We start from the raw sequence: 18,966 nt of genomic DNA on the forward strand, positions 1-18,966 counted from the left end.
ACCCCGTGACCTGCCCCGACGCCACCGGAGACAATGGACCTCGTGCGCTATCGCATCCTCGGCACCACCCAGGCACTCCGCCCCGACGGCACGTCCGTCGCGGTCGGCGGGGCGCGGCTGCGCGCCCTGGTCACCGTGCTGGCCCTGCGGTCCGGCCGTACCGTCCCCGTGAGCGTGCTGGTGGACGAGGTCTGGGACGGCGACCCGCCCGCCGACGCGCCGGGCGCGCTCCAGGCGCTGGTCGGCCGGCTGCGCCGGGCGCTCGGCGCGGACGCGGTGGCCTCCGTCGAGGGCGGCTACCGGCTCACCGCCGCGTCCGACGACGTCGACCTGCACCGTTTCGAGCGGCTGACCGCCGACGGCCTGCGCGCCCTGGCCGACGGCGACCCCGCGAAGGCGGCCGGCGTCCTCGACGACGCCCTCGCCCTGTGGCACGGACCCGCCCTCGCCGACCTGCCCGACCGCACCGCGCGGGCCGCCCGCTGCGAGACCCGGCGCCTGGACGCGCTGCGCGCCCGCCACACCGCCGCGCTCGCCCTCGGCCAGGCCGAGCAGTCCCTGCCCGAACTGACCGCCCTGTGCGAGGCCCATCCCCTCGACGAACCCCTCCAGACGCTGCGGCTGCGCGCCCTGCGCGACGCGGGCCGCACCGCCGAGGCGCTGGCCGCCTACGAGGACGTACGACAGCTGCTCGCGGGCCGCCTCGGCTCCGATCCCGGTCCGGAACTGCGGGCGCTGCACACGGAGTTGCTGAACCCGCCCGAGGACAGGGCCGGGCCCGCGCGGCAGGCTCCCGGCGGGCACCGCACGGCCGCGGCCGACGAGTCCCGCGACACCCGGCGACCGGGCAACCTCCGGGCCCGCCTCACCTCCTTCGTCGGCCGGGAGGCCGACATCGATGCCATCCGGGGCGACCTCGCCGGGGCCCGGCTGGTCACGCTGCTCGGTCCGGGCGGCGCCGGGAAGACACGACTGTCCCAGGAGTCCGCGGAAGGCGCGCGGGACGTGGCCAGGGACGGGGTGTGGCTGGCCGAACTCGCCCCCGTCGACGACCCGTCCGACGTCCCGGAGGCCGTGCTCACCGCCATCGGAGCCCGCGAGACCGTCCTGCACGGCGCCGGCGCCGAAGGCATACGGGCGGCGGCCGCCGACCGGTACGACGACCCCGTGGAGCGGCTGGTCGAGCACTGCGCCCGCCGGCGCATGCTGATCGTCCTCGACAACTGCGAGCACGTCGTCGAGGCGGCCGCCCGGCTCGTCGAGGAACTGCTGGAACGCTGCCCGGAACTGACGGTGCTCGCCACCAGCCGCGAACCCCTCGGCGTGCCCGGGGAACTGCTGCGCCCGGTGGAGCCGCTGCCCGAGCCGGCCGCGCTGCGGCTGCTCGCCGAGCGCGGCGCGGCCGCCCGGCCCGGCTTCCGGATCGCGGACGACGCCGAGGCCTGCGCCGAGATCTGCCGACGGCTCGACGGACTGCCTCTGGCCATCGAACTCGCGGCCGCCCGGCTGCGGATGCTGACGCCCCGCCAGATCGCGGACCGGCTCGACGACCGCTTCCGGCTGCTCACCTCCGGCAGCCGTACCGTCCGCCCCCGCCAGCAGACCCTGCGCGCGGTCGTCGACTGGTCCTGGGACCTGCTCGACGAGGACGAACGCGACGTCCTGCGGCGCCTTTCGGTCTTCGCGGGCGGCTGCGACCTCGCCGCCGCCGAGGCCGTGTGCGGTCCGGCCGCGCTGGAGGCGCTCGGCTCGCTCGTCGACAAGTCCCTGGTGGTGGCCGCGCCTTCGGCCGCCCCAACGGACCAGAAAACGGACCGGAACACGGACCACGGCACGGACCGGAACACGGACCACGGCACGGGCCAGGACACGGCGCAGGGTGTCGAACCGCGCCCGGCGCAGGGCCCGGCCGCCGGGATGCGCTACCGCCTCCTGGAGACCGTCGCCGAGTACGCGGGCGAGCGCCTCGACGAGGCGGGCCGGCGCGGCGAGGCGGAGCGCGCGCATCTGACGTACTACCGCGAACTCGCCCGCACCACCGACCCGTTGCTGCGCGGCCCGGACCAGCGTGCCGCCATCGAACGCTTCCAGACGGAGTACGAGAACCTGCGCACCGCGCTGCGCCACGCCGTGGCCGCCCGCGACGAGCAGGAGGCCCTGTGCCTGGTCCTGTCGCTCGTCTGGTACTGGCAGATGCGTGATCTGCGCATCGAGGCCCGCAGCTGGTGCTCCGAGGTCATGACACTCGGCCCCGACCCGTTCACCGAGCCCGTCCGGCCGGCCGCCGCGGTCTGGCAGCGCTGCACGGACGCGCCGCCGCCGATGACCGGCGAGGTCCTCGCCGAGGCCCGCCGCGGCCTGCATCTCTCCCATCTGGCCTGCATGGACACCGAGATGGAGGCCTGGCAGCAGCCGAAGGCCCAGGCCAAGCTGCGCGTGGTGGCCCAGACGTACGAGCCGGGGATGCCGCAGATCTGCCGCGCGCCCGGGATGCTCTGGTTCTTCGCCGTGATGCTCACCGGCGACATGCAGCGCATCCGGGTCATCATCGACGCCGCCGTGCGGACCTGCCGCGAGACGCCGGACTTCGAATGGGAGCTCGCGGGCAGCCTCCAGATGCGTGCCAACCTGCTGGCCAACCGCACCGACTGGGCGGGCGACGCGGCCCAAGACGCCGACGAGGCGCTGGAGATCTACCGGCGGCTCGGGGACGCCTGGGGCACCGCCGAGGCGCTCTCGGCCCGCGCCGAGGCGCACGAGCGCAAGGGCGCCTATCTGGCGGCCGCCGCCGACTACGAGGCGGCCATCGAACACTCCGACCGGCTCGGCGCCCGCGCCCAGGTGGCGATCCTCACCGCCCGGCTCGGCGCCGCGCTGCTGGAGGCGGGGCAGGAGGAGGAGGGCGAGCGCCTGCTGCGCGAGGTGATCGGCCTGGGGGAGAACCCGTCCAACGAGGCGAGGCCCTTCGCCCGGCTCTTCCTGTCCGGCTGGCTCAGCGTGAGCGGCCGTACGGCCGAGGCGCGCGAGCACACCCGGCTGCTGCGCGAGGAGTTCGCGCTGGCCCACTTCGCGGTCTTCGACGCGTTCATCCTGGGCTCGGAGGCCTGGCTGGACGCGGCCGACGGCCGCTACGAGGAGTCCCTCGTCACCGTCCGGCAGGCACTGGAGCAGGCCGCCGACCGCCTCGCGCAGAACATCGCCCCCCATATGCGTTCCATCTACCTGTCCGTCGCGGCGGTCTCCCTGGCCCAGGTCGACGGCGGCGCCCGGGCCCGCGACGCGGCCCGCTGCCTGGGCACCGCCGCCGGGCTGCTGCCCCCCGGCCACGTCGCCGGAATCCTGGAGCGCGAGGTGCTCGGCCTGGCGCAGCGCTCCGCGCGGGCCGCGCTCGGCGAGCAGGAGTACGAGGCCGCGTACGCGGCGGGCGGCGACCTCTCCTACGAGCAGGCCGCAGCCCTGATCTGAGAGCCCCCGAACAGCTCCGGGAGCCCCGAACCCCGAGGCGCACGGCAGGGCGGCGGCCGCTCCCGGGGGAGGGGCCGCCGCCCTGCGGTGGCGCGGACGCGCGTCCTGGTGCCGGACGGGCGTCAGCTCTTGGTGCGGAACTTGTGGATCGCGATCGGCGCCATCACCACGGTGAGCGCCAGCGACCAGCCGAGCGTCACCCACAGGCCGTGCGCGACCGGGCCGCCCACCATCAGCCCGCGTGCCGCGTCCGCGAGGGAGGACAGCGGGTTGTACTCGGTGAAGTTCTGCAGCCAGCCCGGCATCGACCTGGTCGGCGCGAAGATCGACGAGCCGAACTGGAGCGGCATCAGCACCAGGAAGCCCATCGCCTGCACGGACTGCGCGCTCTTCATGATCACGCCGAGGGTGAGGAACACCCACATCAGGGCGGAGCCGAATATCGCGGACAGGCCCACGGAGGCGAACAGACCGGGCCAGTTGGTGATGTCGAAGCCGACCAGGACACCGACGACCATGAGGACCGCGGTCGCGATCAGCATCCGCATCACCTCGACGGCGATCTTGGCGAACAGCACCGAGCCGCGTCCGATCGGCAGGGACCGGAAGCGGTCCATGACACCGGAGTTGAAGTCGGTGTTGAAGCCGGTGCCCACTCCCTGGGCCATGTTCATGCCCATCATGGCCATCAGGCCGGGCACGACGTACTGCACGTACGCCTGCTGTCCACCGCCGAGCGACTGCCCGATGGAGCCGCCGAAGACGTAGACGAACAGCAGCGTGAAGATGACCGGGAACAGGATCGCGTCGAACATCGACTCCGGGTCCTGGCGGATCCACAACAGGTTGCGGCGGATCAGCGCGCCGGTGTGGCGCAGATGGGCGCGCAGCGTGATCGGCGCGTCGGCCTGGAGGGCGGTCGGGGGCACGGTGGTGGCGCTCATACGGCGACCTCCTCGCGGTCTTCGGCGGGCGTGGCGTCCTGCGGGGCACTGGCGCGGTGCCCGGTGAGGGACAGGAACACCTCGTCCAGGCTGGGCAGTTCGGTGCTGATGGAGGAGATCGTGATCCCGCGTGCGGTGACCGCGCCGACCACGGCGGTCAGCTGCTCGTCGCTCAGGATGGGCACGAGCAGATCGCCGCTCTGGGTGTCGACGGTCGTCGCGGCGAGCCCGGTGATGCCCAGCTCGTCGAGCATCCCGGCGAGCGGGCGCAGCTCCAGCGGATCGAGCGGCCGTACGCGCAGGGTGCGTCCGCCCACCCGGGCCTTGAGCTCGTCGATGGCGCCGCCCGCGATGACCTTGCCGCGGTCGACGACGGTCAGCTCGGTGGCGAGCTGCTCCGCCTCCTCCATGTACTGGGTGGTCAGCAGGACGGTGACACCGTCGCCGACCATGGTCTTGACCTCGGTCCACACCTCGTTGCGGGTGCGCGGGTCGAGCCCGGTGGTCGGCTCGTCCAGGTAGAGGACGGCCGGCCGGCCGATCATGGAGGCCGCCAGGTCCAGCCGGCGGCGCATACCGCCGGAGTACGTGCCCGCCGGCCGCTTGGCCGCCTCGGTGAGCGAGAACCGCTCGAGGAGCTCGTCGGCGCGGGCGCGGGCGTCCTTGCGGGACAGGTCGAGCAGGCGGCCGATCAGGTAGAGGTTCTCCCAGCCGGGGAGCTTCTCGTCCACGGAGGCGTACTGGCCGGTCAGTCCGATCACCCGGCGCAGCTGCCGCGGCTGCCGTACGACGTCGTAGCCGGCGACGACGGCGTGTCCGGCGTCGGGGGCGGTGAGCGTGGACAGGATGCGGACGAGGGTGGTCTTCCCGGCGCCGTTCGGCCCGAGCACCCCCATCACGGTGCCCTCCCGCACGTCCAGGTCGACGCCGTCCAGCGCCTTGGTCTCCCCGAAGTGCTTCACCAGCCCCCGGACGGTGACGGCGGCGCCTCCGCCGTGGGGGTTCTTGTCGATTCGCGTCATGCCGACGACGGTGCCAGCCCCGACCGACAAACCACCGACACCCGGCCTACAGCCGCCGACATTCCACCGACAGTCGCCGACACTCGAACGACAGTCGCCGACAGTCGTTATCGGTACGGCCGGGATTCACCGGCAGTCGTTCGGTACGGCCGGGATTCGCCGGCAGTCGTCATCGGTACGGCCGGGGGCGCCGGGCGGTGCAAAGGGCGCAGCCCCGCCGACGGGGGAAGATCGGCGGGGCTGCGTGGTGCGGCAGTGGCTCGGTGGGCGTGGTGCCCGGTGGGGCGGGCCGCTCAGTGGACGGAGTGCTCCTCCAGCGGGAAGGTCCCGCCGACGACGTCCTCGGCGAACGCCTTCGCCGCGTTGCCCATGACCTCGCGCAGGTCGGCGTACTTCTTGACGAACTTCGGCACCCGGCCGCCGGTCAGCCCCATCATGTCCGTCCACACCAGCACCTGGGCGTCCGTCTCGGGACCCGCGCCGATACCGACCGTCGGGATGTGCAGGACCCGGGTCACCTCGGCCGCCAGCTCCGCCGGGACCAGCTCCAGCACGACCGCGAACGCGCCCGCGTCCTGGACGGCCTTGGCGTCGCGCAGCAGCTGCTGGGCGGCCTCCTCGCCGCGGCCCTGGACCCGGTAGCCCATGGCGTTGACGGACTGGGGGGTGAGGCCGATGTGGGCCATGACCGGGATGCCGGACTCCACGAGGAGCCGGATCTGCTCGTGGGACCTTTCGCCGCCCTCCAGTTTGACGGCGCCGACCCCCGCCTCCTTGACCAGCCGGGTGGCCGAGCGCAGCGCCTGGACCGGGCCCTCCTGGTAGGAGCCGAAGGGGAGGTCGCCGACGATGAGGGCGCGCCGGGTGCCGCGCACGACCGCGGCCGACAGCACGGTCATCTCGTCGAGGGTGACGGGCACGGTGGTCTCGTAACCGAGGTGGCAGTTGCCCGCGGAGTCGCCGACGAGCATGACCGGGATCCCGGCCTCGTCGAAGACGGACGCGGTCATCGCGTCGTACGCGGTGAGCATGGGCCACTTCTCGCCGCGTTCCTTGGCGAGGGCGATGTCGCGGACGGTGACACGGCGGGTGCCCTTGCCCCCGTACAGCGCGTTGCTGCCGCCGGAGGGCGTTGTCTGGGCAGCCGAGAGCTGCGTCATGGGAACGACTCCTTATGTCATCTCGAGGCACCCTCACGGTGTCCCCGGACCGCCTCCATGGTGGCACCTCGTGCCGGTGAGGGCCAGGGCACCCCGCGTGACGTTCCCCGCGCGTAAGATCTCGGTAAAGGATTTCCGATACGAGACGGTCTCGTATCGGAAAGAACCTAGGCTCGTCCCCATGACTACTCCTGCCGTCCCTGCCTCCCGGATACCGGAAGAGGTGCACCGGCGCCGCTGGGCGATCCTCGGCGTGCTGATGCTCAGCCTGCTGATCGTCGTCCTCGACAACTCCATCCTGAACGTCGCCATCAAGACGATCTCGACCCCCGCCCCGACCGGTCTGGGCGCGACGCAGAGCGAGCTGGAGTGGGCGATCAACGCCTACACGCTCGTCTTCGCGGGTCTGCTCTTCACCGCGGGTCTGCTCGGCGACCGGCTAGGCCGCAAGCTGGTCCTGCTCGGCGGGCTCGCCGTCTTCGGCATCGGCTCGGCGCTCGCCGCCGAGTCCGGCTCGCCGACCGAGCTGATCGTCTTCCGTGCGGTGATGGGTCTGGGCGCCGCCTTCGTGATGCCCGCGACCCTCGCCGTCCTCATGAACGTCTTCGAGCGCGACGAGCAGCCGAAGGCCATCGGCATCTGGGCCGGCGGCGTCGGCCTCGCCATCGCCATCGGCCCGATCACCGGCGGTCTGCTGCTCGACCACTTCTGGTGGGGCTCCGTCTTCCTCGTCAACGTGCCCATCGTGGTGCTCGCGATCGCCCTGATGCTGTGGCTGGTGCCGGACTCCCGCGACCCCAGCCCCGGCCGCATCGACCCCGCCGGCGTGGTCCTGTCCGTCGTCGGCCTGGTCCTGCTCGTCTACGGCATCATCAAGGGCGGCCAGCTCGCCGACTTCACCGATGCCACCGTGCTGGCGACCATCGCCGCCGGTCTCGCCGTCCTCGCCCTCTTCGTGGTGGTCGAGAAGCGCAGCGACCACCCGTCCATCGACATCACGTACTTCCAGAACAAGGTCTTCTCGGCCGCGATCGCGGTCATCGCGCTGGTCTTCTTCGCCCTGATGGGCGTGACCTTCTTCTCCGTCTTCTACACCCAGAGCGTGCGCGGCTACTCGCCGCTCCAGACCGGCCTGCTGATGCTGCCGCTCGCCGCCGCCCAGATGATCTTCGCGCCGCGGGCCCGGCTGGTCGTCGACCGCTTCGGCGTCAAGGCCACGACCACCGGCGGCATGCTCCTGATCGCCGCGACGCTCGCCGCGTTCGCCTCGTTCGAGAAGGACACCCCGATCTGGCTGCTGGAGGTCGTCTTCTTCCTCATGGGCACCGGCATGGCGCACATCATGACGCCGACCAGCGTCGTGATCATGCAGGCGCTGCCCCGTGAGAAGGCCGGCTCCGCCTCCGCGCTGAGCAACACCTTCCGGCAGGTCGGCGGCGCGCTCGGCATCGCCGTCCTCGGTTCGGTCCTGTCGGCGTCCTACCGCAGCGGCGTCGAGGACAGCCTCGGCGCGCTGCCGGCCGGGCTGCGCGACACCGCGGGCGAGTCCATCGAGGCCACGCTGGGCATCGCCGCCAAGCTGGGCGCCCGGGGCCAGGCCCTGGTCGAGCCCGCCGACGACGCGTTCCTGCACGCGATGCACGTCACCGCGCTGTGCGGCTCCGTCATCGCCCTCGTCGGCGCCGTCGTGGTCGCGGTGTTCCTGCCGGGCCGGCCCAAGGCCGGTCAGCAGGGCGAGCCGGAGCCGGAGCTGGTGGTGGCCGCGGAGTAGAAAGGCGTCGGGACGGGGAGCAGACCCGGGGGCCGGGGGAATCACCGAGAATTCACCCCAGCGCAACGAAGGGACGGACGACAGTGAGCCTCGCCGACACCAACGCTTCGGGAGCACCCGTGAGGGGACGCCCCCGCAGCGAGGCCGTGGAGCGCGCCATTCTCGAAGGAGCGATGAAACTCCTGGAGGACGGCGTGCCCCTGGCGGAGCTCTCCATCGAGCGCATCGCCCGTACGGCCGGGGTCGGCAAGGCCACCATCTACCGTCGCTGGAGCGGCAAGGAGGAGCTGTTCGTCGACGTGCTGCGCGCCGCCGAGCCCCCCGACCCCGAACTCCCCGGCACCTCCATGCGCGACGACCTGATCGTCCTGCTGGAGTCGCTGCGCCGGCGCGGTCTGGCCAACCGCTCCTCGGCGATCCTGCACAACGTCCACGTGCAGATGAAGAGCAGCCCGAAGATCTGGGCCGTCTACGACAGCACGGTGATAGCGCCCCGGCGCCGGCTCGGCGTGGAGATCCTGCGCCGCGGCCAGCGCAACGGCGAACTGCGCGCCGACGTCGACCTCGATCTGGTCAACGACATCTTCGTGGGCCCGCTCCTCGTCCGGACCGTCATGCGGCCGGACAGCGACCTTCCCGAGGACCTCGCGGAGCGGGTGGTCGACACCCTGCTCGAGGGACTGCGCCCGGCCGGCTCGTCCGTCTCCTGAGAGCGTCCGTCTCCTGAGGGCGTCCGTCTCCTGAGGGCGTCCGTCTCCTGAGGGCGTCCGTCTCCTGAGAGTTCCGGACGGAGGCGGGCCCGGCCGGCGCCACTTCCGTCCGGAGCTCCGAGCCCTGCCCGCCCACCGCCCGAATGTGCGCGTTTCGTCACAGACCGCTCGCCCCGGTCCGCAAGCGGAACTCCCGGCGCCGCCACGGACGTCCTCGTGCCCGTACGGCCGTCATGGGGCGGCGGGGATCGGAGCCGATCATCCCCTAGGGTCATAGGGACGTAGGGGACGACGGTGTGCTGGCGGGTAGTGAGGCGACGGTATGGCGCAGCAGGCGTATGTGACGGAGACGGACGACGGTGTCTCGGACGATGAGCGTCCGGACTCCCGGTTCCGCCGCCTGACGGGGCGTCTGCTCGGCGGCTGGCGCGGGGACCCGCGGATCTGGCGGCGGGGCATCGTCCTCGCGGTGATCGCGCTGCTGCTGGCCCTGGTGATGCTGCTGCACTCGCGCATCCCGAACACCGTCGGCAACCTCGGCTCCCTCACGGAGACCTTCCTGCCCTGGTGCGGCCTGCTCGTGCCGGTGCTGCTGGTCCTGGCGCTGGTGCGCAGGTCGGCGACCGCGCTGATCGCGGTGCTGCTGCCGGCGATCGTGTGGCTGAACCTGTTCGGGGGACTGCTCACGGACAAGGCGGGCGCCGGCGGGGACCTCGTGGTGGCCACCCACAACGTCAACGCCGACAACGCCGACCCCTCGGGCACCGCTCGCGCCGTCGCCGCGTCCGGCGCGGACGTCCTGGCCCTGGAGGAGCTGAAGGCGTCCGAGGTCGGGACCTACGAGAAGGCGCTGGCCCCGACGTACACGTACCACTCGGTGCAGGGCACGGTCGGGCTGTGGAGCAAGTACCCGCTCTCGTCCGTCGCGGCCGTCGACATCAAGCTGGGCTGGGTCCGGGCGATGCGGGCGACCGTGGCGACCCCGGCCGGTGACGTCGCCGTCTACGTCGCCCATCTGCCGTCGGTGCGGGTGAAGATGAACGCCGGGTTCACCGCCCGCCAGCGCGACACGAGCGCCGACGCGCTCGGCGAGGCCATCGCCGACGAGGGGCTCGACCGGAAGATCCTGCTCGGTGACCTGAACGGCACCATGAACGACCGCGCCCTGAACGCCGTCACCTCCCAGATGCGCTCCACCCAGGGCGCGGCGGGCAGCGGCTTCGGGTTCAGCTGGCCGGCGTCGTTCCCGATGGCGCGGATCGACCAGATCATGGTGCAGGGCGTCGACCCGGTGAGCTCGTGGACGCTGCCGGCCACCGGCAGCGACCATCTGCCGGTGGCCGCGCGGGTGGACCTCGCCACGAGCGGCTCCTGAAAGGGCCCCTCCGAGCGGCCCCTGAAGAGCTGTCACGGCCGCCGTGAGCGGTCCTCTGGGCCGCCGCGAGCGGTTCCCGGGGGCCGCCGCGATCCTTCGTAACCTCGTCTTCACCCTGAGGAATACCGGACGCGCGAGACTTTGTTCCGTCATTGAACATAAGATGGACGCAACTTCGCTCGGAAAGGCCCCTCATGCCCCTGGCCCTGCTCGCCCTCGCCGTCGGCGCCTTCGGCATCGGTACGACCGAGTTCGTGATGATGGGGCTGCTCCCCGACGTCGCGGACGACCTGCGCATCTCCATACCAGGCGCCGGACATCTCGTCTCCGCCTACGCCCTCGGTGTCGTCGTCGGCGCCCCCCTGCTGGCCGCGGCCACCGCGCGGCTGTCCCGCCGCCGGGTCCTCATCGCCCTGATGGCCCTGTTCGTGGCCGGCAACGCCCTCTCCGCCCTCGCCCCCGACTACGACTGGCTGCTGGCCGCCCGCTTCCTCAGCGGCCTTCCGCACGGCGCCTTCTTCGGCGTCGGCGCGGTCGTCGCGACGGGCCTGGTCGCCCCGGAGCGCAAGGCCCGCTCGGTCTCCCTGATGTTCCTCGGGCTGACCGTCGCCAACGTCGCGGGCGTCCCGGTCGCCACCCTCATGGGCCAGCACCTGGGCTGGCGGGCCACCTTCCTCGGCGTCAGCGCGATCGGCCTCGCGGCGATCGTCGCGCTGGCGCTGCTGATCCCGCACGACCGCACCCACACCCCCGCGAGCGGGCTGCGCGGCGAACTGGCCGAGCTGCGGTCGCTGCCGGTGTGGCTGGCGCTCGGCACCACGGTCGCGGGCTTCGGCGCGCTGTTCGCCGCGTACAGCTACATCACCCCGATGCTCACCGGCGCCGCCGGGTACGCCGATTCCAGCGTGACGCTGCTGCTGGCCCTGTTCGGCGTGGGCGCCACCGTGGGCAACCTGCTCGGCGGACGTCTCGCGGACCACGCCATGCGCCGCACCCTCTTCGGCGGTCTGGCCTCGCTGGCCGTCGTCCTGGCGGTCTTCCCGCTGCTGATGCGCACCGAGTGGAGCGCGGGACTCGCGGTCGTCCTGCTCGGCGTCGCCGCGTTCGTCACCGGTTCGCCGCTCCAGCTGATGGTCATGGAGAAGGCGTCGGCGGCGCCGTCCCTGGCCTCCTCCGCCAACCAGGCCGCGTTCAACCTGGCCAACGCGGGCGGCGCGTGGATCGGCGGCCTGGCCCTGGCCGCCGGCTTCGGCGTGACGTCACCGGCCCTCGCGGGCGCGGGTCTTGCGCTGCTCGGCCTCGCGGTGGCGGCCGTCGCCCACCTGGTGGACGTCCGGCGCGCGGCCCCGGCGGCCGGGCGGGAGCGCGTCGTCGCCACCCACCTGCTCGACCGCCCCGGCGCCCTGCACCACTGAGCGGGCGGCGCCCGGCGCCCCGCACCACCGGAACCGGCCCCGGCCCCGCCCCCGTTCGCGGGGCCGGGCCGGTTTCCGTGGCGGTCGGCGACCGGTCGGTGACCGGTCAGTGACCGGGCTCGGCGGGGTCGAAGCGGGCCAGGTCGAGCAGCCAGGACCGGGCCGTGCTGTCGGAGGGCGCGCGCCAGTCGCCGCGCGGCGAGAGCGATCCGCCGGCCGAGACCTTCGGCCCGTTCGGCATGGCCGAGCGCTTGAACTGCGCGAACCCGAAGAAGCGGCGGCAGAACACCTCCAGCCAGCGCCGGATCTCCGGCAGGTCGTACGCCACCCGCTCGGCCTCGGGGAAGCCCGGCGGCCAGGCGCCGGTGTCCGGGTCGTGCCAGGCGTGCCAGGCCAGGAAGGCGATCTTCGACGGCCGGAAGCCGTAGCGCAGCACGTGGAAGAGGGTGAAGTCGTGCAGCGCGTACGGGCCGATCTTCGACTCGGTGGACTGCATCTCCTCGCCCGGCACGAGCTCCGGGCTGATCTCGGTGTCGAGGATCGCGACGAGGGTGCGGTCGGTGTCCTCGTCGAACTGCCGGCTGCCGATGACCCAGCGGATCAGATGCTGGATCAGCGTCTTCGGCACACCCGAGTTGACGTTGTAGTGGCTCATCTGGTCGCCCACGCCGTACGTGGACCAGCCGAGCGCCAGTTCCGACAGGTCGCCGGTGCCCAGCACGATGCCGCCGCGCTGGTTGGCGAGCCGGAACAGGTAGTCGGTGCGCAGTCCGGCCTGCACGTTCTCGAAGGTGACGTCGTACACCGGCTCGCCGGCGGCGAAGGGGTGGTCCATCTCCTCCAGCATCAGCCGGGCGGTCGGCGTGATGTCCAGTTCGGCCGCGGTGACGCCGAGGGAGCGCATCAGGTCGTGCGCGTTGCCCTTCGTGTGGTCGCTGGTGGCGAAGCCGGGCAGGGTCCAGGCCAGGATGTCGCTGCGCGGACGGCCCGCCCGGTCCATCGCGCGGGCGGCGACGATCAGCGCGTGCGTGGAGTCGAGACCGCCGGACACCCCGATGACCACCTTCGGGTCACCGATCGCCGCGAGCCGCTGCTGGAGCCCCGCGACCTGGATGTTGTACGCCTCGTAGCAGTCCAGGGCCAGCCGGTCGGGGTCGGCGGGCACGAACGGGAAGCGCTCGACGCGCCGCCGCAGGCCCAGGTCGGCGGCCGGCGGGTCCAGCCGGAACGGCACCGTGCGGAAACCGGCGGTGCGGGCGCCGTGGGTGCGCCGGTTGTCGTCGAAGGTGCCCGTGCGGCTGCGCTCCTGGCGCAGCAGGTCGAGGTCGACGTCGGCCACCGCGGCCTGGTCCCCGAGCGGGAAGCGGCCGGACTCGGCCAGCAGCGCCCCGTTCTCGTAGATCATGGTCTGGCCGTCCCAGGACAGGTCGGTGGTCGACTCGCCGAGACCGGCCGCCGCGTACACGTACGCGGCGATGCAGCGCGAGGACGCCGAGCGGCACATCAGCTTGCGGTCCTCGGCCCGGCCGACGGTGATCGGGCTGCCGGAGAGGTTGGCGAGGACGGTGGCGCCCGCCAGGGCCGCCTCGGCGCTCGGCGGCACCGGCACCCACATGTCCTCGCAGATCTCCGTGTGCAGCACCAGCCCCGGGACGTCGTCGGCGGCGAACAGCAGGTCCACGCCGAACGGCACCGGCTCGCCGCCGACCCGGATGGTGCCGCCGCGCTCGTCGTCGCCCGCGGCGATCTGGCGCTGCTCGTAGAACTCCCGGTAGTTCGGCGGGTACGACTTGGGCACGACACCCAGGACCCGGCCGCGGTGCACGGTCACCGCGCAGTTGTAGACCCGGTTGCGGTGGCGCAGCGGGGCGCCCACGACCAGGACCGGCAGCAGGTCGGCCGACCCCGCCACCACCGTCCGCAGCGCCTCCTCGACCCGGTCGAGCAGCGCGTCCTGGAGCAGCAGGTCCTCGATCGAGTAGCCGCACAGCACCATCTCCGGGAAGACGGCGACGGCGACACCGTCCTCGGCGCAACTGCGCGCCTGGCGCAGGACCGCCTCGGCGTTGGCGTGCGGGTCCGCGATGGCGGTGTGGCCCGTGCAGGCGGCGACGCGTGCGAAGCCGTGCTGGTAGAGCGACCTGAAGTTCAGAGGAGGCACGCGCCCAGTGTAATCGTCAGAGCGACACGATGGGGGGCGGGGGCGGGGCGTGGCCCGCCCCCGCCGTGCGGAAGGGACACGGAACAGCTCAGTTCCCGTGTCCCTTCACGCATGCTGCCGGTGCCTCAGCGGCGGCCGAACGAGCGGACGTAGCCGTTCGCCGGCGTGCCCACGCCGGTCACGTCGTCGTAGCCCTTCACGGCCGACAGCGAGCTGTCCTTGCCGAGGCTGCGGACCGAGACGACCTGGCCGCCGGTGGCGTCGTAGCCGTTCACGAAGTCGACGCGGGCCACGGCCAGGCCGGAGCCGGTCGGGTTGTCCGTGACGTCGTGGTAGGCCTTCGTGCCGTACTTGGCGTAGATCGACGGGTTGGCGAAGCCGAGCGCCTTGCCGCCGCCGGCCTGCTGCGCCAGCGCCTGCACGGCCGCGATGACCGGCGCGGCGAGCGAGGTGCCGCCGATGCGGTACTCGCTGTACGCCTCGGTGCCGTCCGCCTGGGTCTGCGTCTGGCCCACCTTGAAGCCGGTGTTCGGGTCGGCGATCGCGGAGATGTCCGGGACGACGCGGTTGCCGGCGGCGTTGTTCGCCTTGGCGAGCGAGTCCGGGACGACACCCTTCTGGTAGAAGGGCTGCGCCACCGTCGCGCTGGTGCCACCGCCCGCGCCCGAGGTGAACGCGCCGGGGAAGTCCGTCCAGCTCTTGCCGTCCGGGGACAGCACGGCCTTCTGGGTGCCCCAGCCGGTCTCCCACAGGTACTTGTCGCCCTTGCCGACCGCCAGCGAGGTACCGCCGACCGCGGTCACCCACGCCGAGTTGGCCGGGGTGTCGACCTGCTTCGTACCGGTGTTGGCGACCTCGTCGCCGTTGTCGCCGGAGGAGAAGTAGAAGCCGATGCCCTCGACCGCGCCGAACTGGAAGACCTGGTCGTAGGCGGCCGCGAGGTCGGGCGTCTGGTTGGCCTCGATGTCGCCCCAGGAGTTGGAGACGATGTCGGCCAGGTGGTTGTCCACGACCTTGCTGAGCGAGTCGAGCAGGTCGTCGTCGTAGCAGGACGCCCCGCCCACGTAGGTGATCTGGGCGTCCGGCGCGACCGCGTGCACGGCCTCGACGTCGAGGGTCTCCTCGCCGTACCAGCCGGCCGCCCCGCACTCCTCGGTCTTCGTGTAGTTCTTGGGCAGCACCTGGCGCAGCTGCCCGGTCTTCCACGCGGCGTCGCCGTGCTGCTTGGCGTAGGTGGCCGCGTCGAAGGCGATGGTCGGCGAGGCGTAGGCGTCGGTGATGGCGACGCGCACGCCCTTGCCGGTGTAGTCGCCCGCGCCGTACGCGGCGCGCAGCTGCTTGCCGGTGTAACCCTCCACGGCGTACGGGATCTTCTTGCCGTACGCGCTCGGCAGCGTGCTCGCGGTGTTCGAGCCGTAGTACGAGGAGAACGGCCCGGAGTTCTTGAAGACGCTGTCCGGCGGCGGCAGTTGTTCCTTGGCACTGGCCCGGTGCGGGGCGTTGTCCAGGCCGGTGACGGTCAGGACGGCGCCCTCGAGGCTCTCCGGCGCGGAGGCCGTCTTCGACGGCGCGCGATAAGTCTTCGAGCCCTTGGTGTAGTTGTGCAGCTGGGTGCCGAACGCCTTCTCGGCGGCGGCCACGTCACCGCTGACGGAGACGTAGTGCGCCGTGGTGCCCGTGACCTTCAGTCCGGCCGAGGCCAGCCAGGCCTTGACCGCCTTCACCTGGGCCTCGGTCGCGCCGAAGCGGGCCTGGGCCTCACCGGCGCTCAGGTACCTGCCGTAGGCGGCGGAGGCCGGGTCGGACACCGCCTTCGCGTAGGCCGCGAGGCCGGCCGCGTTCCGGCCGGCCAGGTAGACCCGGGCGGAGACCTGCGCGGTGTCCGCGGTCGCGCCCTTGTCGGCCTTGGCCGTGGCCCAGACGGGCTTGGTGCCCGCGAGCGTGTCGCGGCCCGGGTTGTCCACGGCGTGTGCCGCGGGTATGCCGAACGCCAGCGCGCCCGCGAGCATCGGCAGTGTCGCCGCCAGGCTCGCTCCGGCGCGCATCTTGGCGCGGTTGGATCTCATAGAACCCCCTGCATTGCGGTTCGCATGCATGTAGTGGTTGGCCGTCATGCGATCCGCGCGGAGCCCGCGGCGTTCGGCCCGCGAATGGATCACACGATGGGCCCACTCTTTCGATGAACCGTTCATGCCAGGGGAATGAAAAGGCCAAGAAGATCCCAAGGACGCTCTGTCCGAGAGGATTTGGGGCGTAGATCCGTCGGCCCGACCACGGACCACGCCCCGTGCGTGTTGTGGACGCGGTTATGAACGCGCCTGTGCGCCCCGCGCCTTGAGCATGTCCGCCATCAGGGCGATCTCGGACTGCTGCGCGTCGACCATGCCCTGCGCGAGCCGCTTCTCCACCCCGACCGTGCACGCCGAGACACAGCCCTCGGCCATGTGGATGCCGCCCTTGTGATGGTCCGTCATCAGCTGGAGGTAGAAGATCTCCGCCTGCTTGCCGTCGAGCGTGCCGAGCTTCTTCATCTCGGTGTTCGTCGCCATGCCCGGCATCAGCGAGCCGTCCTTGCCGGAGGCCATGTCGCCCATGCCCATCCAGGTCATCGGGGCGTCGGCGGAGACCTTCGGCAGCCCCCACAGGTCGAGCCAGCCCAGCAGCATGCCGCGCTGGTTGGCCTGCGTCTGCGCGATGTCGTAGGCGAGGCGCCGGACTTCCGGGTCCTCGGTGCGGTCGCGCACGATGTACGACATCTCGACGGCCTGCTGGTGGTGGACCGCCATGTCCCGCGCGAACCCGGCGTCCGCGGAGGCGGCCAAGGGCGTGGCGGCGGTGGGGCCGTGGTCCTCGGCGACCGCGTAGGTGATCGCGCCGGCCGCGACGAGGGCCGCCGCGGCGGCCCCCGTGATCAGTCCGACGTGCCTCACTGCGACAGCCCGCCCGTGCAGGCGGCGCCGGGCTCGGGGGTCTGCTCGCCCTGGACGAACTTCGCGAAGAAGGCGTCGACGTCCGGGTCGCTCGCGCTCTTGACCGTGCGCTGGTGCGCCCATGCCGTCAGCATGATCGGGTCCTTCTGCTTGTCGTCCGGGCTCATCAGCGTGTACGGCGTCTTCTTCACCTTCGCCGCGAGCGCGTCCACATCGGCCTTGGCGGCCTTGCTGTTGTACGTCACCCACACCGCGCCGTGCTCCAGCGAGTGCACGGCGTTCATGTTGTTCAGCGCCTTGTCGTAGACGTCGCCGTTGCAGTTCATCCACACCTGGTTGTGGTCCCCGCCGACCGGCGGCTCCACCGGGTACGTGACGGTCTTGGCGACATGGGTGCGGCCCAGCTTGCCCTGCCATGTCTTCACGCCGTCCTTGCCGGTGGTGAAGTGCCCCGAGGTCTTCGCGCCGGCCGCCGCGGTGTCGTCGGACTGCGACCGCACGACGAAGACACCGCCGGCCACCAGCCCCGCGACGACCACCACGGAAGCCGCGATCACGAGGATCCGGTTGCGCCGCTCGCGGGCCTGTTCGGCGCGCCGCATCTCCGCTATACGGGCCTGGCGCGCCGCGCCGCTGCTCTTCTTGGCGGAAGCCATGAGATCTGTCCTTCTGGGGAAAGGGGGGCGGGACGGTGAGACCGTTCGGGTGCGCCGATCGTAAGGGGAGAGATGCCCGCTCTCGTAGTGAGGGCGGGGGAAAGGCCGGAACGATACGATCCGGCCAGATAATTTGAAGCCTGGATGCGCATTATCTACCCTGGGTGCATGCGGCTGCTGCGCTCCACCGACCTGGCTCTGCGCGTTCTGATGCGCCTGGCCGTCGCCGGCGGGCCCACGCCCACGACCCGCGAGGTCGCCGAGGACATGGGCGTCCCCTACACCCACACCGCGAAGATCGTGGCCGAGCTCCAGCACATGGGGCTGCTCGACGCCCGCCGCGGCCGCGGCGGCGGACTCTCGCTCACCGAGAAGGGCCGCACGGTGTCGGTGGGCGCCGTCGTGCGCAGCTTCGAGGGCGAGGGCGACGTCGTCGAGTGCGAGGGCGCCACGCCCTGCCCCCTCAACACCGCCTGCCGGCTGCGCGGGGCCCTGCGCCGGGCCCAGGAGGCCTTTTACGCCACCCTGGACCCGCTCACCATGCAGGACATCATCGCCGGGCCGACCGGGCCGCTGCTGCTGGAGATCTCCAGGCCGGGCTGACCGGGGCGGTCAGGAGCCCTCGGGGCCCACCGCGACCGGGAGCGGGGTGCCGTCGGCGTCGCCGCCGGCCCTGGCGGCCGCGGACGAGGCGGGCAGGCGCTTGCCCAGGGTGATGAACAGGAGCACCAGACCGGCGGTGAGCAGGATGTGGCCGATCCCGGCTACGACGGCGATCCCCTCGTTGCTCGCATGCCCCAGCACCGTCAGGGTGCCGTGCAGGGTCATCATGGCGACCGTCACCACGAGACCGGCGTTGTAGATCCAGAAGAACCACCCGAACAGCCGGTGCGAGGTCAGCTCGAACTGCTTCTCCAGGGCCAGCACGATGAGGAAGAACAGCATGCCGAGGGCCAGCACATGCGTGTGCACGACGCCGAGCTGGGTGTTGCCGGTGAAGTCCTCGGCCTTGGTGAGCTCGCGGTAGTACAGGCCGCTGAGCACTCCGACGATCATGTAGATGTGCGCGGTGTAGAGGATCTTCCTCATGTGTGCGGTCCCCCTGGAGCCGTGAGCCGATGAGCGGGCCAGCCGTTGATCCACCCACCTTGCGCAGCCCGGGCCCGCCGGTCAACGACAAAACCTGATGGCGAGTCACTATCTCTGTTCGACAGGCCCGCAGGGCCGGACGCGGCACTGCGCGACGGGATGGACCGACGGGATGGACCGGCAGGGCGGACCGACGGGATGGACCGGCAGGGCGGACCGACGGGATGGGCCGGCAGGGCGGGCCTGCCTCCGGAGGCAGGCCCGCCCC

General features: G+C 72.1%; 14 protein-coding genes. 6 read left to right on the forward strand and 8 right to left on the reverse strand.

Going from position 1 to position 18,966, the window contains the following annotated elements; all coding sequences use genetic code 11:
- Nucleotides 1-33: 33 nt before the first annotated feature.
- Nucleotides 34-3,465, forward strand: coding sequence for an AfsR/SARP family transcriptional regulator (locus ACZ7OY_RS04200; RefSeq protein WP_471909936.1), 3,432 nt, complete (start codon nucleotides 34-36; stop codon nucleotides 3,463-3,465).
- A 122-nt stretch (nucleotides 3,466-3,587) separates the two neighbouring features.
- Here ACZ7OY_RS04200 and ACZ7OY_RS04205 read toward each other — a convergent pair whose 3' ends face one another.
- The 3 genes from ACZ7OY_RS04205 to panB all read right to left on the reverse strand — a co-directional run bounded on the left by ACZ7OY_RS04205 (nucleotide 3,588) and on the right by panB (nucleotide 6,591).
- Entirely contained in the window at nucleotides 3,588-4,409 is an 822-nt protein-coding gene (locus ACZ7OY_RS04205) for an ABC transporter permease (RefSeq protein ID WP_471909937.1), read from the reverse strand.
- Nucleotides 4,406-5,431 carry an ATP-binding cassette domain-containing protein gene (locus ACZ7OY_RS04210; RefSeq protein ID WP_471909938.1) on the reverse strand — a complete coding sequence of 342 codons (1,026 nt, stop codon included), beginning with the start codon at nucleotides 5,429-5,431 and terminating at the stop codon, nucleotides 4,406-4,408. Before ACZ7OY_RS04210 ends, ACZ7OY_RS04205 begins: the two co-directional genes overlap by 4 nt.
- 293 nt (nucleotides 5,432-5,724) lie before the next feature.
- Nucleotides 5,725-6,591 carry a 3-methyl-2-oxobutanoate hydroxymethyltransferase gene (gene panB, locus ACZ7OY_RS04215; protein ID WP_152885677.1) on the reverse strand — a complete coding sequence of 289 codons (867 nt, stop codon included), beginning with the start codon at nucleotides 6,589-6,591 and terminating at the stop codon, nucleotides 5,725-5,727.
- A 181-nt stretch (nucleotides 6,592-6,772) separates the two neighbouring features.
- Between panB and ACZ7OY_RS04220 the strand changes: the two genes are divergently transcribed.
- The 4 genes from ACZ7OY_RS04220 to ACZ7OY_RS04235 all read left to right on the forward strand — a co-directional run bounded on the left by ACZ7OY_RS04220 (nucleotide 6,773) and on the right by ACZ7OY_RS04235 (nucleotide 11,862).
- Entirely contained in the window at nucleotides 6,773-8,362 is a 1,590-nt protein-coding gene (locus ACZ7OY_RS04220; RefSeq protein WP_471909939.1) for an MFS transporter, read from the forward strand.
- An 83-nt stretch (nucleotides 8,363-8,445) separates the two neighbouring features.
- Nucleotides 8,446-9,072: a TetR/AcrR family transcriptional regulator gene (locus ACZ7OY_RS04225; protein ID WP_471909940.1), complete on the forward strand. Its 627-nt coding sequence runs from the start codon at nucleotides 8,446-8,448 to the stop codon at nucleotides 9,070-9,072.
- Between the two features lie 322 nt (nucleotides 9,073-9,394).
- Complete coding sequence (locus ACZ7OY_RS04230) at nucleotides 9,395-10,447, forward strand: endonuclease/exonuclease/phosphatase family protein (protein WP_471909941.1); 1,053 nt, start codon at nucleotides 9,395-9,397, stop codon at nucleotides 10,445-10,447.
- Between the two features lie 194 nt (nucleotides 10,448-10,641).
- Nucleotides 10,642-11,862, forward strand: coding sequence for an MFS transporter (locus ACZ7OY_RS04235; RefSeq protein ID WP_471909942.1), 1,221 nt, complete (start codon nucleotides 10,642-10,644; stop codon nucleotides 11,860-11,862).
- A gap of 106 nt (nucleotides 11,863-11,968) precedes the next feature.
- Here ACZ7OY_RS04235 and ACZ7OY_RS04240 read toward each other — a convergent pair whose 3' ends face one another.
- The 4 genes from ACZ7OY_RS04240 to ACZ7OY_RS04255 all read right to left on the reverse strand — a co-directional run bounded on the left by ACZ7OY_RS04240 (nucleotide 11,969) and on the right by ACZ7OY_RS04255 (nucleotide 17,609).
- Nucleotides 11,969-14,014 carry an NAD(+) synthase gene (locus tag ACZ7OY_RS04240; RefSeq protein WP_471910372.1) on the reverse strand — a complete coding sequence of 682 codons (2,046 nt, stop codon included), beginning with the start codon at nucleotides 14,012-14,014 and terminating at the stop codon, nucleotides 11,969-11,971.
- Nucleotides 14,015-14,148: 134 nt separating this feature from the next.
- Complete coding sequence (locus ACZ7OY_RS04245; RefSeq protein WP_471909943.1) at nucleotides 14,149-16,089, reverse strand: S53 family peptidase; 1,941 nt, start codon at nucleotides 16,087-16,089, stop codon at nucleotides 14,149-14,151.
- Between the two features lie 240 nt (nucleotides 16,090-16,329).
- Nucleotides 16,330-16,953 (reverse strand): DUF305 domain-containing protein, encoded by a 624-nt coding sequence (locus ACZ7OY_RS04250; RefSeq protein WP_471909944.1) that lies wholly within the window; start codon nucleotides 16,951-16,953, stop codon nucleotides 16,330-16,332.
- Complete coding sequence (locus ACZ7OY_RS04255) at nucleotides 16,950-17,609, reverse strand: DUF3105 domain-containing protein (protein WP_384732371.1); 660 nt, start codon at nucleotides 17,607-17,609, stop codon at nucleotides 16,950-16,952. Before ACZ7OY_RS04255 ends, ACZ7OY_RS04250 begins: the two co-directional genes overlap by 4 nt.
- 168 nt (nucleotides 17,610-17,777) lie before the next feature.
- On the opposite strand from ACZ7OY_RS04255, the gene ACZ7OY_RS04260 reads away from it, so the two are divergent.
- Nucleotides 17,778-18,212 (forward strand): RrF2 family transcriptional regulator, encoded by a 435-nt coding sequence (locus tag ACZ7OY_RS04260; RefSeq protein ID WP_471909945.1) that lies wholly within the window; start codon nucleotides 17,778-17,780, stop codon nucleotides 18,210-18,212.
- Between the two features lie 9 nt (nucleotides 18,213-18,221).
- On the opposite strand, the gene ACZ7OY_RS04265 is transcribed toward ACZ7OY_RS04260, so the two are convergent.
- A complete protein-coding gene (locus tag ACZ7OY_RS04265; protein WP_471909946.1) occupies nucleotides 18,222-18,698 on the reverse strand; it encodes a DUF2871 domain-containing protein in 477 nt (158 codons plus the stop codon).
- Nucleotides 18,699-18,966 lie beyond the last annotated feature (268 nt).

The sequence above is a fragment of the Streptomyces sp. NPDC107559 genome, assembly GCF_055657365.1.